The sequence below is a fragment of the Cellulomonas sp. ATA003 genome, assembly GCF_031582905.1.
Lineage (GTDB): Bacteria > Actinomycetota > Actinomycetes > Actinomycetales > Cellulomonadaceae > Pengzhenrongella.
This window is the reverse complement of the sequence record NZ_CP133990.1, coordinates 1,791,828-1,805,988: the sequence shown is the minus strand read 5'-3', so window position 1 is coordinate 1,805,988 and position 14,161 is coordinate 1,791,828. Positions and strand designations below refer to the sequence as shown.

Sequence of the window (14,161 nt, the reverse complement as noted above, 5' to 3'; positions counted from 1 at the left end):
CGGAAGGCCTCCACCCGTGCCCTCGAGCTCGTCGACCCGTCCTCCTCTGCTGACCCGTGGCTCGTGGTCGGAGAACCAGCGGATCACGGAGATCCTCCGCAAGGAGACGGTCGGCGGTGCACTGCTGCTGGTCGGGACGGTCGTGGCCCTGATCTGGGCGAACTCGCCGTGGGCGGACAGCTACGCCTCGCTCCGTGAGATCCGGGTCGGGCCGGCCGCGCTGCACCTGGACCTGACGCTCGCGACGTGGGCGGCGGACGGGCTGCTGGCGATCTTCTTCTTCGTCGTCGGCCTCGAGCTCAAGCGTGAGTTCGTGGCGGGCGACCTGCGGGACCCGCGCCGCGCGGCGCTGCCGATCCTGGCCGCGGTCGGCGGGATGGCCGCGCCCGCGCTGGTCTACGTGGGCGTCAACGTCCTCGCCGGCAGCGACGCGATGCGCGGGTGGGCCATCCCGACCGCCACCGACATCGCGTTCGCGCTCGCCGTGCTCGCCGTCATCGGGTCGCACCTGCCGGCCGCGCTGCGCACGTTCCTGCTCACCCTCGCCGTGGTCGACGACCTGCTCGCCGTGACGATCATCGCGGTGTTCTACACCGAGGACGTCCGGCTCCTGCCGCTGCTCGGGGCGATCGCCGTCATCGCCGTCTTCGGCGTCGCGGTGCAGAAGCGCATCCGCTCGTGGTGGCTGCTCATCCCCCTCGCCGTCGCCGCCTGGACCCTCATGCACGAGTCCGGCGTGCACGCGACCGTCGCCGGGGTTCTGCTCGGCTTCACCGTCCCGGTGATCCGCAGCGCGGCCGCCGGGGGCCCGACGCCGGCCCGGGCCTCGCGGAGCACTTCGAGCACCGCTTCCGCCCGATCTCGGCCGGGTTCGCCGTGCCGCTGTTCGCGTTCTTCGCCGCCGGCGTGACCGTCGGTGGGTTGTCCGGCTTCGTCGAGACGTTGCGCGACCCGGTCGCGCTCGGCATCGTCGCGGGGCTCGTCCTCGGCAAGGTCCTCGGGATCTTCGGCACGACCTTCCTCGTCACCCGGGTGACCCGGGCCGACCTCGACGAGAGCCTGAGCTGGACCGACGTGCTCGGTGTGGCGCTCCTGGGCGGGATCGGGTTCACGGTCTCCCTGCTGATCGGCGAGCTCGCGTTCGGCTCCGACGTCACCCGTGAGGAGCACATCAAGATCGGCGTCCTCATGGGGTCCGTGGTCGCGGCGACGCTCGCCTCGATCGTGCTGCTGTCCCGCAACCGCGCGTACAAGCGCATCGCGCTCGAGGAGGCCATGGACACCGACAACGACGGCGTGCCCGACGTCTTCGAGCCCGCGGCGGACCCGTTCTCCGGCGAGACCACGGGGACCGACCCCGACGCCGGACCGGCGCCGCGGCGGCACTGACGGCGTCAGCGGCTCGGTGACCCGGCCCGTGCCCGGGGGCGTCGACGACGTCTCGGACGCGGCGACCGACGCCGTCGTCGTGGCGCGGCTGCGGGCCGCGGGGTGCGTCTTCGCCGAGGACGAGGCCCGGCTGCTGGTCGACGCCGCCGGCACCCCGGTCGAGCTCGCCGCGCTGGTGGAGCGGCGGACGGCCGGTGAGCCGCTCGAGCACGTGCTCGGCTGGGCCGAGTTCTGCGGCGTGCGGATCGCGGTCGACCCCGGGGTGTTCGTGCCGCGACGGCGCACCGCGCTCCTCGTCCGGGAGGCGCTCGCCCTGCTGCCCGGTGCCGACCCGGTCGTGGTGGACCTGTGCTGCGGGTCCGGGGCGGTCGGGGCGGCGGTCCTCGACGCCGCACCGCACGTCGTCCTGCTCGCGGCCGACGTCGACCCGGCGGCGGTCCGGTGCGCGCACCGCAACGTGGTGCCGCGCGGCGGGCGGGTGCTCGCCGGCGACCTGTACGACGCCCTGCCCGCTTCGCTGCGGGGGCGCGTCGACGTGCTGGTCGCCAACGCGCCCTACGTGCCGACGGACGCCATCGGGTTCATGCCGCCCGAGGCGCGCACGCACGAGGCGCCCGTCGCCCTCGACGGCGGCCCGGACGGGCTGGGCGTGCTGCGCCGCGTGCTCGACGGCGCCCCGGCGTGGCTCCGGCCCGGCGGGCACGTCGTCGTCGAGTCCGGGGCGCGTCAGGCCGACGCGCTGCGAGACGCGGTCGCGGCCGCCGGGCTGGTCCCGCGGGTGGTGCGGTGGGCCGACGTCGACGCCACGGCCGTCGTCGGGCGTCGCCCGGGCTGAGGCGCCCGGGCGAGCCGACGGACGTGCGCCTACGCGGGCGGGTACGGCGAGCCGTGCAGCAGCCGGGCGAGGTGGGCGGCCTGCGCCGCGAGCGTGGCGGTGGTGGCGGCGGTCGTCTCCGGCGTCTCGTCGAGGTCCTGGTAGTCCACCCCCTCCATCGCACGGCCGACCCAGTACGTCACGGCCGCTGCCGGGATCGTGAAGCCGACGTCGTCCAGCGCCTGGAAGATCTCGGCGCTCGAGTGGTGGGCGCCGTCCTCGTTGCCGACCACGGCGACCGCCGCGACCTTGCCGTACGTCAGCAGCCGCCCCTCGTCGTCCTTCTCGGACAGCTCGGCGTCCAGGCGCTCGAGCGCGCGCTTGGTGACGCTCGAGGGCTGACCCATCCAGATCGGGGTCGCGATGACGAGGATGTCCGCCGCGAGCACCAGCCGGCGGATGGCGGGCCACTCGTCGCCGGCGCCCATGTCGACCTGCACGCCGGGGCGGATGTCGTGGTCGACGAGCCGGACGACGGTCCCGACGACGCCGTGCTCGCCGAGCGCGTCGAGCACCTGCCGGCCGAGCAGCTCGCTGCTCGACGGGGCCGGGGAAGGGTGAGCGTCCCCACGAGGACGACGGCGGTCAGGTCCGGGTTGGTCTGCATGCCGCCATCCTCGGTGCGCCGGGGCGTGCCCGCACCCGGGCGCCTGAGCCCCGGCGTCCGCTCACACCGCGAACCGGACGGTGAACGGCTCCCCCGTGTTGGGCAGTACCGCGACGCCGTCGCGCACCGGCACCCGGGTGCCGTCGAGGTCGACCGCGTCGACGGCGGCGCCGTGCACCACGAGGTGGAAGGCGGTCCGCCGGAACTCGGGGTAGCCGTCGCCGTCCACGTCGGCGCGCACGGTCACCGTGCGTCCGGCCCGGGTCACGGTGACGGAGGTGCGGTACCGCGCGCCGTCCCGGGCCGCGAGGGTGAGGCCGTCGTCCTCCTGCAGCAGGGAGGAGCGGGTCCCGTCCTCGTGGGGCACGTACAGGTGCAGCTCGACCTCGGTGGGGTGGTAGCCGTCCGTCGACGGTGGCGCCTGCGTCCAGCACGGCACGACGGCGCCGGCGCGGACGTACACCGGGATGCGGTCCATCGGCGTGGGTGCGGTCACGTAGCGGCGGCCGGTCAGGTGCTCGTCGCTGTGGCGGTCGTACCACCCGCCCGCGGGCAGGTACACCTGCCGCGCGGTCGTCCCGGGGGCGGTCACCGGCGCGACCAGGAGGTCCGGGCCGAGCAGGTACTCGTCGTCGAGGTCCCGGGTGACGAGGTCGTCGCCGTGGTCGAAGACGAGCGGCCGCTGCACCGGCGCGCCGGTCTCGGACGCGTGCAGGAAGGCGGCGTACAGGTACGGCAGGAGCCGGTACCGGGTCCGGATCGCGTCCCGCACCGCGTCCAGGACGGCGCCGCCGAAGGCCCAGGCGTACTGCTCCACCGCGGTGTTGACGGTGTGGTTGCGGCAGAACGGCGTGAGCGTGCCGTACTGCATCCACCGCACGAGCAGCTCGGGGCCGCTGTCGCCCATGAAGCCGCCGATGTCCGCACCGACGAACGCCTGACCCGACACCCCGAAGCCGGCGGCCATCGGCATGCTGAGCCACAGGTGGTCCCAGCGGGACATGTTGTCGCCCATCCAGTTGGCGGCGTACCGCTGGATGCCGGCCGACCCGCCGCGGGACAGCACGAAGGTGCGCCGCTCGGGCATCTCGGCGAGCAGTCCCTGGGTGGTCGCCATCGCCATGAGCAGCGCGTACTGGTTGTGGTACCGGGCGTGGGAGTGCTCACCGCGGCCGAAGAGCATCGCGCCCGGGGGATGTCCCCGGTCGCGGGCTCGTTCATGTCGTTCCAGATGCCGGCCAGGCCGGACCGCACGTGCGCGGCGTTGAGCTCGCCCCACCACGTGCGGGCCTCCTCGGTGGCGAAGTCGGGGAAGACGGTGTTGCCGGGCCACACCTGGCCGACGTAGAGGTCACCGCCCTCGGTGCGGCACAGGACGTCGCGGCGCACGGCGTCGTCGAACACGGCGTAGCCGGGGTCGTGCTTCACCCCGGGGTCGACGATCGTCACGACCCGGAAGCCGTCCGCGGCCAGCCGGGCGAGCATCCCGGCCGGGTCGGGGAACCGGTCGGCGTCCCAGGTGAAGACCCGGTAGCCGTCCATGTGGTCGATGTCGAGCCACAGCGCGTCGCACGGCACATCGAGCTCGCGGTGCCGGTGGGCGACCGCCTCGACCGCGTCGGCGGTGTAGTCGGTCCAGCGGCACTGGTGGTAGCCGAGCGCCCAGAGCGGCGGCGGTGCGGTGCGGCCGGTCAGGCCGGTGTAGGCCTCGAGGATCTCCGGCATGGTGGGGCCGGCGAAGACGTACTCGACGTACTGCCCGCCCGAGGCGTGCACGACGTACTCGTGCGCGCCGCTGAAGTCGTAGTCGGTGCGGTAGCCGTTGTCGAGGAAGGACCCGGCCATCGCCCCGTCCGGGTAGGACTGGTGGTAGAAGAACGGGATCGACACGTAGTACGGGTCGAACTCGGTGCTCGTGTTGTCGGCGCGCGGGTCGCTCGCGTCCCGGCCGTCGGCGAACTCCCCGAGGCCGTCGGGCTCAGGACGTCGGTGTTCCACAGCGTGAAGTCACGCCCGCGCCGGTTGAACCGGCCGGTCTTCTCCCCCAGCCCGTAGACGGCGTCCTCGGGGCGGCACCGCCGGCGCACCACGAACGCGTCGTTGAGCGTCGCGTACGACCAGTAGCGTCCCTGCTCGTCCTGCGCGGCCTCGACCACCGCCGAGCCGTCCGTGCGGTGCACGTCGATGCGGAACGGGTCCAGCCAGACCGACACGACCAGCGCCGCCGTGCGGACCCGGACGACGTCGTCCGCCCGCTCGACCTCCACGGCGACCTCGCCCGCGAGCGGGTCCACGCACACGGCGTGCGTCGGCGTCTCGTCGAAGCAGCCGCCGCGGCTGATCGCGAGCCGCACGACGTCGTCGCGCACCACGTCCACCCGCAGCTGCTCGGTCCCGAGGCCGGCCAGGAGTCCCCGGGGCGTCACCTCGACGTCGTCGACGCGCTCGGGGCGCAGGTAGTGGTCGGTCACGGGCACGGCGGGCTCCGTCCGGTCGGCACGGGCCGACGGTCGGCCCCCGACCATGCTGGCGCAGCCCGGCCGGGCGTGCCGGGCGCGGCCGGTCAGCCCGGAACGAGCACGGGCTCCGCACGCCACGCACCGCGCCCGGCGACGAACGCCAGGCGCCCGGGTGCGGAGCCGCCGGCGCCGCCCCGGCTCAGCACCCGGTAGTCGGCCTCGGTCTCGTCCGGCCCGACGTCCCCCTGCGCCACGTCGACCAGGCCGATGGTCAGGACCTCGCCCTCGTGGGGCTCGTCCCGCCAGTCGAACTGCTGACCCGACAACGGTCCGTCCACGCACACGTACTCCGCCATGCCCTGGACGCTAGGCGGCCCGCGTGAACCGCCCGGGTCCGCGCGGTGACCGGGACGTGAGAACTGCGCGCGGCGCGGTGGGTGTCTCAGCCGGGCACGCGCTCGGTCGGGACGCGCTCGGTCGGGACGCGCTGCCCGGACGCCCAGGCGGCGCCGCGGGGAGTCGGGACGGCGGCCTGCGCGGCGCGCGTGGTCCCGGCGGTCCGGTACCCGGCGCGGTGCACGACGTCCACGAGGCACCGGGGGTGCACAGGCCGGGAGACGAGGTAGCCCTGAGCGAGGTCGCAGCCCAGGGCACGCAGCTCCGCCATGATCTGCGGCGTCTCCACGCCCTCGGCGACGACGCGGAGCCCGAGGCTGTGGGCGAGCCCGACGATGCTCCGCACGAGCACCTCGCTCGCGCCGCGGGCCGACCTGTCTCGCGGGCTGTCGCCGGCCGGGCTGTCGCCGGCCAAGTCGTCGCCGGCCGACCCGTCGCGGGATCGAGCGTCACCGGCCGGGCGGTCGCCGGGGTCCGCCGCCTCGCGCGCCATCCCGACGAGGAACGACCGGTCGATCTTGAGCTCGCGCACGGGCAGCCGCTGCAGGTAGGACAGGCTCGAGTAGCCGGTGCCGAAGTCGTCCAGCGACAGCGTGACGCCCAGCGCCGCGAGGCGCTCCAGGGTCGGCACCGTGCGTCGCGGATCGCCCATGACGCTGCTCTCGGTGATCTCCAGGATCAGCCGGTCGGCCGGCACCCCGGCGAGCGCCAGCGCCGCCGCGATGCGCTCGGGGAGCTGCTCGTCGTTGACGTTGCGGGCCGACAGGTTCACGGCGACGGTCAGGTCGTGACCGTCCTCGCGCCAACGGCGGCACTGGTCCAGCGCCTGCCGCAGCACGGTCCGGGTCAGCTCGTCGATGAGGCCGGTGGACTCCGCGACGGGGATGAACACGTCCGGCGGGACGGGGCCCAGCACGGGGTGGGTCCACCGCACGAGCGCCTCGACGCTGGTCACCACGCCGGAGGCCAGGTCGACCTTCGGCTGGTACTCGAGCCGGAACTCGCCCGCGTCCAGCGCCGCCCGCATGTCCACGAGCATCGCGAGCCGCTCGCGCCGCCCCTCGTCGAGGCTGTCGGAGTGCACGACCACCGGCAGCCGTGCGTCCTTCGCGGCGTACATGGCGGTGTCCGCGTGGCGCAGCAGGTCGGCGCCGTCCAGGCCGGGTGCGCCCACCCCGACGCCGACGCACGCCCCGGTGGTCACCGCGGCCTCACCGAGGTCCACGGGCTCGGTCAGGGCGCGCGCGATGTGCCCCGCCAGGGCGACGGCGTCCCGCTCCGGGTCCTGCGACGGCGCCAGGACGACCGAGAACTCGTCGCCGCCGAGACGACCGACCATCGCGCCCGCCGGCACCAGGGCGGTCAGACGCGCGGCGACGGCCTGCAGCAGCCGGTCACCCGACGCGTGACCGAAGGCGTCGTTGACCTCCTTGAAGCGGTCCAGGTCCAGCACGAGCACCGCCACGCGCCCGGCGTCGTGCGGGACGGCGAGGAGCTCCTGCAGCCGCTCGCCGAGCAGGGCGCGGTTGGGCAGCCCGGTCAGGCTGTCCCGGGTCGCGTCGTCCCGCAGGCGCTCGAGCAGGCGCGCGCTGTGCAGTGCGACGGCGAGGTGCCCACCGAGGGTGCGCAGCAGGACGTGGTCGTCGGCGGTGAACCGGGCGTGGTCGCCGAGCCGCTCCCGGGTGGTGAGCGTCCCGGTGGCGCCCGCCACCTCCAGCGGGACCCGGATCGACCCCGTGTCGTCGGCCGCGGCCTCCGTGCGTCCCGCGGTCCCGGGGCGCCCGGCCGCGACCTCGAGGACGCCGCTCTCGTCCACGACCAGGACGGTGTCCGGGTCACCGTCGGCGCCGTCGATGACCAGCTCCACGCGCCCCGCGTTGAGCAGCTCACGGACGCGCGGCAGCATGCGCGCGTTGAGCCCCCGGGCGCCGTCGGGCCCCTCGCCCAGCCGGATGAAGTCCTGGAGGTCCTGCAGGGACCGGTGGCGACGGCGCAGCACCAGGTAGGCGCGGTAGGACAGCGCCGACACGGCAGCCAGGCCGACCAGCAGCACCGCACCCAGGCTGCCGTCCGTCACGAGGACGGCACCGACCAGGCCGATCGCGGTGTTGAGCGCGACGAACCCGCCGGCGGACAGCGCCACCTCGGCGACGTCCTCGCGGCCCACGGGCCCGCCGTTCACCCGGATGACGAGCAGCACGATCGCGCTCATGAGGAGGTCGACCGCGGCGAGCGCGACGTAGCACAGCGCCGCCGTGGCCAGGGTGAGCTCGGCCGGCTCCCGCACGAGGGCGTGCGACAGCGTCAGCACGGCGGCGACGTCGAGACCGTAGGCGGCGGTGTTGAAGGCGAACTTCACCGGCGGCACCCGCTGCACCGCGAAGGCCAGCACCGCCGCGGCGAGGCGGATCGCGATGAGCTGGGCGGGGCTGACGTAGAGGAGACCGAGCAGCAGCGGCACGCCGGACAGCGAGAACGAGTACGCCTGGCGGCGGATCTCGATCCGCGCCTGACCGAGCTCGGTGAGGAAGAACAGCAGCCCGAGCGCGAGGACCCCGAACGTCGTCGGCGACCCCTCGGGGACCGCGAGCAGCGCGCCGTCTGGCAGCCGGAGCGACAGCGCGACACCGGCGGCGAGCAGGGTGAGAGTCAGCGCGACCGTCACCGTGGTGGGTTCCATCGCCCACCGCAGCACCCGCACGCCGACCCCACTGACGCCGACCCCACGTGCTCCGACCCCACGCACGCGGGCCGCCCGCACGCCGGTGTCGGCGTGCGGGCGGTCCGGTCCTGCTCCTGCGTGTGTCATCCGTGCCGCTCCGCCGGTCGTCGGGTGGTCCTCCACCCTCATCGGCAGCCGGACGGTCAGGACCAGGGAACGCTCGACCAGCGTGCCCGTTCCCACGACGCGTCACTCCAACGGGCGCGTGACCAGCGGGCTCGGTCCCACGACGCGTCGCTCCACCGGGCGCGTGACCAGCGGGCCCGGTCCCACGACGCGTCGCTCCACCGGGCGCGGGCCCAGCCGTCCGACGTCCACGCGTCACCGCTCCACCGGGCGCGCATCCACTCCCCGCCGTCCCAGGCGGTGCCGCTCGACGACGCCTGCGCCCACGCCGTGGGGTCCCACGGCGCGCCGAAGACGTCGATCTCGCCGACCAGGACGTCCCCGGTCCCGGGGTCGACGAGGCGGCTGCCGCCGCGGGCGGCGTCCAGGGAGCCGAGCCCGGACGCCTGCGGCCACGTCTGGACGACGGGCGCCCCGTGCGCCTTGACCTTCTCCGCGGCCCTGACGGCGGCGGAGATGTCGACCTGGCCGGCCCCGGCGTCGACGGCGGCCTCACCGGCGAGCGGGCGGGCGGTGCTCACGAGCGCGTGCTTGACCCCATCGGGCGTCAGCGCCGGGTTGGCCTGCAGCACGAGCGCCGCCGCGCCGCTGACGACCGCCGCGGCCTGCGAGGTGCCGCTGCCGCGGAACAGCCGACCGGTGTCGTCCCCCGCGACCCGACCCTCCGGGTGCTCGGTGTCGACGAAGGAGTCCGGGGCCCGCAGCGACACGATGGACGCCCCCGGGGCGACGAGGTCGACGTGACGCTCGTCCGTGCCGCGGCTGCTGAAGTCGGCGACCGAGGGCGCCGACCATCCGGTCGCCGCGCCGTTCGGGTCGGACGCACCCACCGCGATGACGTACGGGTCGATCGCCGGGTTGCTGAGCGCACCGGCGTCCTCGCCGTCGTTGCCGCCGGAGACGACGACCACGAGTCCGCTGCGCCAGGCGTGCTCCGCCGCCGCCGCGAGCGGGTCGATCTGGTACGGCTGCACGGAGTCGGTGCCGAAGGACAGGTTGACGACGCGCACGTCCATGCCGTTGTCGTCCTGGTGCTGCGCGACCCAGTCGAGCGCGGCGATGACCTGGCTCACGTCGGTGCTGCCGTCGGTGGCGGCGAGCTTGAGCGCGAGGACCTGGGCGTCGGGGGCGACGCCGAGCTGGGCACCCGGATCGGTGGACCGCGGTGCACCGGTCCTGCGGTCGACCGGGACGTCGTCGCGCGCGGCGATGATCCCGGCCATGTGGGTGCCGTGGCCGTAGGTGTCGTCGGCCAGCCCGTCACCGCCGGACTCGAGCGAGAGGTCCGGGCCCTGGACGGTCTTGCCGGCCAGGCCGGGGACCTCCTCGACGCCCGAGTCCAGGACGGCGACCGTCACGCCCTGCCCGGTGATCGCGCGTCCGGCGCGGTCCTTGCGCTCCCAGACGGCGCGCGCGCCCACGGCGTGCGTCACGGTGAAGAGCGAACCGGCGTCGAGGGACTCGGCGTGCTCGCCGTGCCTGCCCAGCGCGGCGCGGTCGGCCGTGCGGTCGCCCCAGGTCGTCCCGACGACCGCGGCGGTGCCGTGGTCCGCGCCGGGTCCGTGCGTGTGCCCGTGACCGTCGGCGACGGCCATCCCCGGGGACGCCACGACCACCAGTCCGGAGACGAGTGCAGAGGCCCCGATCATCGCGCCCCACCGGCGTCGATGACCGGAGCGCATGTCGTCCTGCATCAGTTGCTCCCATCGCGCTGCTGGGTGCCTGTGCAGCCAGCTGGCCCGACGCTAGGGCGACGACGAGCGCCGGTCGGGCGCACGGGAGCGCGGGTCACCCGGTCAGCGCAGGGATCTCACCCGCGGTCACGGGCGCCCGAGGGGACCGGCCGCCGCCGGCACCCGGACGCCCGCGGGCCCGACCGGCACCGCCGGTGCCGGTCGGCCGAAGTGGTACCCCTGCGCCGACGGGCACCTCAGCTCCTGGAGCACCGCGACCTGGTCGGGGTCCTCGACGCCTTCGGCGACGACCTCGAGCCCGAGCGTCCGGCCCAGCTGCACGATCGCACCGGCGACCGCGCGGTCCTCGGCACTCGTCGCGATGCCGTCGACGAAGGACCGGTCGATCTTGAGGACGTCGATCGGGAAGCGCCGCAGGTACCCCAGGGACGACCAGCCGGTCCCGAAGTCGTCGAGCGCCAGGCGCAGGCCCATCTCCTTCAGACGTCGCAGGCGGCCGGCCACCTGCGCGGAGTCCTGCACCAGCAGGCTCTCGGTGATCTCCAGCGTCAGCAGCCGCGGGTCGAGCCCCGTCGCGTCGAGCGCGGCGGCGACATCCTGGGCGAAGCCCGGGTGGTGGAACTGGCGCGCGGACACGTTCACGCTCATGCGGACCGGCGCGCCACCGGCCCGCTGCCACGCGACCGCCTGCCGACTCGCCTCCCGGGTCACCCACCGGCCGATCGGCACGATGAGGCCGGTGTCCTCGGCGAGCGGGATGAACTCCTGGGGTGACACCGGGCCCCGCTCGGGGTGGTTCCACCGCAGCAGCGCCTCGTACCCGGTCACCGTGCCGCTGTCGAGCGCGACGATCGGCTGGTAGTGGAGCTCGAGCTGCCCTGCGTCGAGCGCGTGGTGCAGGTCGGCGCGCAGCCGTTCGACGTCACGCCGGGCGGCGTGGTGGCTGCCCTCGAAGACCTCCACCCGGCCCTTGCCGGCCGTCTTCGCCACGTACATCGCGACGTCGGCGGCACGCAGCAGCCCGAGGTCGACCGCTGCCGGCGTGCCGGACGACGCGACACCGATGCTCAGTCCGACCTGGACGTACCGGTCGTCCAGGTGCACCGGCTCGCGCACCGACGCGAGCACGCGCTCGGCCACCGCGCGCGCGTCGCCCGCACGGTCGGCGCCGGTCAGCAGGACCGCGAACTCGTCTCCCGCGAGGCGGGCCGCGAGGTCCCCCGGCCGCAGGGCGCCGAGGATCCGCTCACCGACCGTGCGCAGCAGGGTGTCCCCCACCTCGTGACCGAGGGTGTCGTTGACCGGCTTGAGGTCGTCGAGGTCCAGGAAGAGCACCGCCATCGGCACGTCCGCGCTGCGGCACGCGTCCTCGGCGGCTCGCAGCCGCTCCATGAACAGCGCGCGGTTGGGCAGGTCGGTCAGCGTGTCGTGGAACGCCTGCGTGCGCAGCCGCTCCTCGAGCTCGTGCCGGTCGCTCACGTCGCGCGTGGTGAGGACGACGCCGGCGACGGCGGCGTCGTCGAGCAGGTCCGCGGCGACCGTCTCCATCCACCGCCACCCCCGTGCGCGTGCCGCATCCGGTGGACCAGCGGGGCACCCGTCGGGGAGCCGGACGGGCCGGCGACGACGGCGACGAGGTGCGCGCGGTGCGCGGCGGCGTCGTCGGGGTGGACGAGGGTGTCGACGCCGGCGCCGAGGAGCGCCTCCGGACGGTACCCGAGCACCGCCTCGACGGACGGGGTCGCGTAGGTGAGGGTGCCGTCGCGGTCGACGACGGTGATGAGGTCGGACGCGTTGCGGACCAGCGAGCGGAAGTGCGCCCCCGCCTCCAGCGTGTCGAGCAGCCGGTTGAAGGCGCGCGCCGTCTCGCCCAGCTCGTCGTCGGAGTCGACACCGATCCGCTCGGTGGTGCCGCTCGTCCAGTCGCCCGTGCGGCCGGCCTGCTCGATGGTGGCGCCCACGGCGTGCAGGCGGGCGGTGAGGACCGCGAGCCGACCGCCGACGACGGTGCGGCACAGCGCGTAGTTGGCGGCACCGACGAGGAAGCCCGCCCCGAGGCACGCCCCGACGAACACCGCACGGCGCGCGAGGTGGGGCGGCATGCCCAGCTGCTCGACGAACGGCGGGAAGATCAGCCCGACCGCGAGTCCGAGGCCGACCATGTAGATCGCGAGGTCCCAGAACACCCGTCCGGTGAGCCGGAACCGGCGGACCGGGGCGGTGCCGGACCGGGTGCCCGTCTCGCCGCTCGTGGGCACCGCGGTGGGCGCGGCTGCGGGCACGGTGGCGGCGGGCACGGGGGTGCGGGTCTGGTCCACGGCGTCCTCATCGACCGCCACCCCCGCCACGTGACCGATTTCTCGTGACCGGTTTCGGCCGGTTCGTTCATCTGGTCGCCCGGTCCGCCGATGGGGCGCACATGCCCACCACCACACCGATCCCGCGGGGCCCCGCGCCCCTCGCACCGAGCGCACCCGCGCCGACCGCTCACCGCCGGCTCGTGGGCGACGACGTCCGGGTTCCGGTGGCGGGCGGCGGCACCCGGCGCTACGTCGACCTGGACACCGCGGCGACGAGCTCGGCCGCACCCGCGGTGGTGGCCGCGGTGACCGACCTGCTGCCCTGGTACTCCAGCGTGCACCGTGGGGCCGGCGCGAAGTCGCAGGTGACGAGCGCGCGGTACGAGGCGGCGCGTGACGTCGTCGGGCGGTTCGTCGGCGCGGATCCCGCGACGCACCAGGTCGTCTTCCCGCGCAACACCACCGAGGCGCTGAACCTGCTGGCGTTCCGCCTGCGGCTCGAGCCCGACGACGTGGTCCTCACGACGGCTGCGGAGCACCACGCGAACCTGCTCCCCTGGCGACGCCACGCCCAGGTGCGGACCGTCGACGTCGACACCCGGGGCACCTTCACGGTCGACGACGTCGTGGCGGGCCTCGGCGCGTCACCGCGCCCGCGCGTGCTCGCCCTCACCGGGGCGTCGAACGTCACCGGATGGATGCCCGACCTGGCGCGGATCACCGCAGCAGCGCGCCACCGGGGTGTGCTCGTGGTCGTGGACGCGGCCCAGCTCGCGCCGCACCGCCCGATCGACATGGCGGCCCTCGGGGTCGACGTGCTGGCGCTGTCCGGGCACAAGCTGTACGCACCGTTCGGCGCCGGCGCGCTCGTGGCGCCCCGAGCCCTGTTCCGCGACGGCGAGCCCTTCCTCGTCGGCGGCGGGGCGGTGTCCGCGGTCTCCGGGGACGACGTGGTGTGGGCGGACGGTCCGCAGCGCGAGGAGGCGGGGTCGCCGAACGTGCTCGGGGCGGTCGCGCTCGCCGCCGCCGCCACGGACGTGCTGGACCAGGGCTGGGACGCCGTCCTCGCGCACGAGGTGGCGCTCGTGTCCGACCTCGACCGCGAGCTCGCGTCCGTGCCCCGGCTGCGGCGGTACGGCGCCACGGGCACGGCGGCGCGCCTGCCGGTCGCGGCCTTCAACCTGGAGGGCACGCCGCACGCGCTCCTCGCGACGCGTCTGTCGGTGGAGTTCGGCATCGGGGTGCGCAGCGGCTGCTTCTGCGCGCACCCCTACATGGGCCGACTGCTGGGTCTGACCCACGACGAGGTCGCCCGCTTCCACGCCGACGTCCGGGCCGGCCGGCGCGACCGGGTCCCCGGCGCGGTGCGGGCGAGCGCGAACCGCGGCACCGCACGCCAGGACGTCGCCGCACTCGGTGAGGCGCTGCGGGAGATCGCCGCGACCCCGGAGCGCGACCGGCTCTACCGACCGACGGCGGAGGGCTGGGTCCGGCCGACCGGATAGACTCCGGGCGCAGCCGCCGGAGGTCTCGCGCACCGCGCGGCGACCGCGGGCCGGCCGGGCGTCCATGCCGCCGGGTCGCCAGGTCGGCA

At 75.1% G+C, this 14,161-nt stretch carries 9 protein-coding genes and 3 pseudogenes; 3 read left to right on the top strand and 9 right to left on the bottom strand.

All coding sequences use genetic code 11. The annotated features are described in order from the left end of the window. Positions 1-16 precede the first annotated feature (16 nt). Positions 17-1,389 (top strand): annotated as a pseudogene (nhaA, locus tag REH70_RS08785) (Na+/H+ antiporter NhaA). Positions 1,390-1,405: 16 nt separating this feature from the next. Further along, positions 1,406-2,224: a putative protein N(5)-glutamine methyltransferase gene (locus REH70_RS08780; RefSeq protein WP_310753787.1), complete on the top strand. Its 819-nt coding sequence runs from the start codon at positions 1,406-1,408 to the stop codon at positions 2,222-2,224. A 29-nt stretch (positions 2,225-2,253) separates the two neighbouring features. Here REH70_RS08780 and REH70_RS08775 read toward each other — a convergent pair. From REH70_RS08775 to REH70_RS08735, 9 genes and pseudogenes are all read right to left on the bottom strand, one after another. Beyond that, positions 2,254-2,870 (bottom strand): annotated as a pseudogene (locus tag REH70_RS08775) (flavodoxin family protein). Positions 2,871-2,931: 61 nt separating this feature from the next. Continuing rightward, positions 2,932-3,348, bottom strand: coding sequence for a DUF5110 domain-containing protein (locus REH70_RS08770; RefSeq protein WP_310754213.1), 417 nt, complete (start codon positions 3,346-3,348; stop codon positions 2,932-2,934). A gap of 18 nt (positions 3,349-3,366) precedes the next feature. After that, positions 3,367-4,595 (bottom strand): annotated as a pseudogene (locus REH70_RS08765) (glycoside hydrolase family 31 protein); the annotation flags it as partial. Beyond that, complete coding sequence (locus tag REH70_RS08760; RefSeq protein WP_310753785.1) at positions 4,562-5,347, bottom strand: alpha-glucosidase domain-containing protein; 786 nt, start codon at positions 5,345-5,347, stop codon at positions 4,562-4,564. The gene REH70_RS08760 and the pseudogene REH70_RS08765, both read right to left, overlap by 34 nt. Before the next feature lie 86 nt (positions 5,348-5,433). Further along, complete coding sequence (locus REH70_RS08755; RefSeq protein WP_310753784.1) at positions 5,434-5,685, bottom strand: hypothetical protein; 252 nt, start codon at positions 5,683-5,685, stop codon at positions 5,434-5,436. A gap of 86 nt (positions 5,686-5,771) precedes the next feature. Beyond that, on the bottom strand, positions 5,772-8,405 hold the full coding sequence (locus REH70_RS08750; protein ID WP_310753783.1) for a bifunctional diguanylate cyclase/phosphodiesterase: 2,634 nt from the start codon (positions 8,403-8,405) through the stop codon (positions 5,772-5,774). Positions 8,406-8,590: 185 nt separating this feature from the next. Further along, positions 8,591-10,267: a S8 family serine peptidase gene (locus REH70_RS08745; RefSeq protein WP_310753781.1), complete on the bottom strand. Its 1,677-nt coding sequence runs from the start codon at positions 10,265-10,267 to the stop codon at positions 8,591-8,593. 126 nt (positions 10,268-10,393) lie between these two features. Continuing rightward, a complete protein-coding gene (locus REH70_RS08740; RefSeq protein WP_310753779.1) occupies positions 10,394-11,815 on the bottom strand; it encodes an EAL domain-containing protein in 1,422 nt (473 codons plus the stop codon). Continuing rightward, positions 11,743-12,585 carry a PAS domain S-box protein gene (locus tag REH70_RS08735; RefSeq protein ID WP_310753777.1) on the bottom strand — a complete coding sequence of 281 codons (843 nt, stop codon included), beginning with the start codon at positions 12,583-12,585 and terminating at the stop codon, positions 11,743-11,745. The genes REH70_RS08740 and REH70_RS08735 overlap by 73 nt, the downstream gene beginning before the upstream one ends. A 101-nt stretch (positions 12,586-12,686) precedes the next feature. Here REH70_RS08735 and REH70_RS08730 point away from each other — a divergent pair, with 101 nt between their 5' ends. Then, positions 12,687-14,072 (top strand): aminotransferase class V-fold PLP-dependent enzyme, encoded by a 1,386-nt coding sequence (locus REH70_RS08730; RefSeq protein WP_310753776.1) that lies wholly within the window; start codon positions 12,687-12,689, stop codon positions 14,070-14,072. The last annotated feature ends 89 nt before the right edge of the window (positions 14,073-14,161 follow it).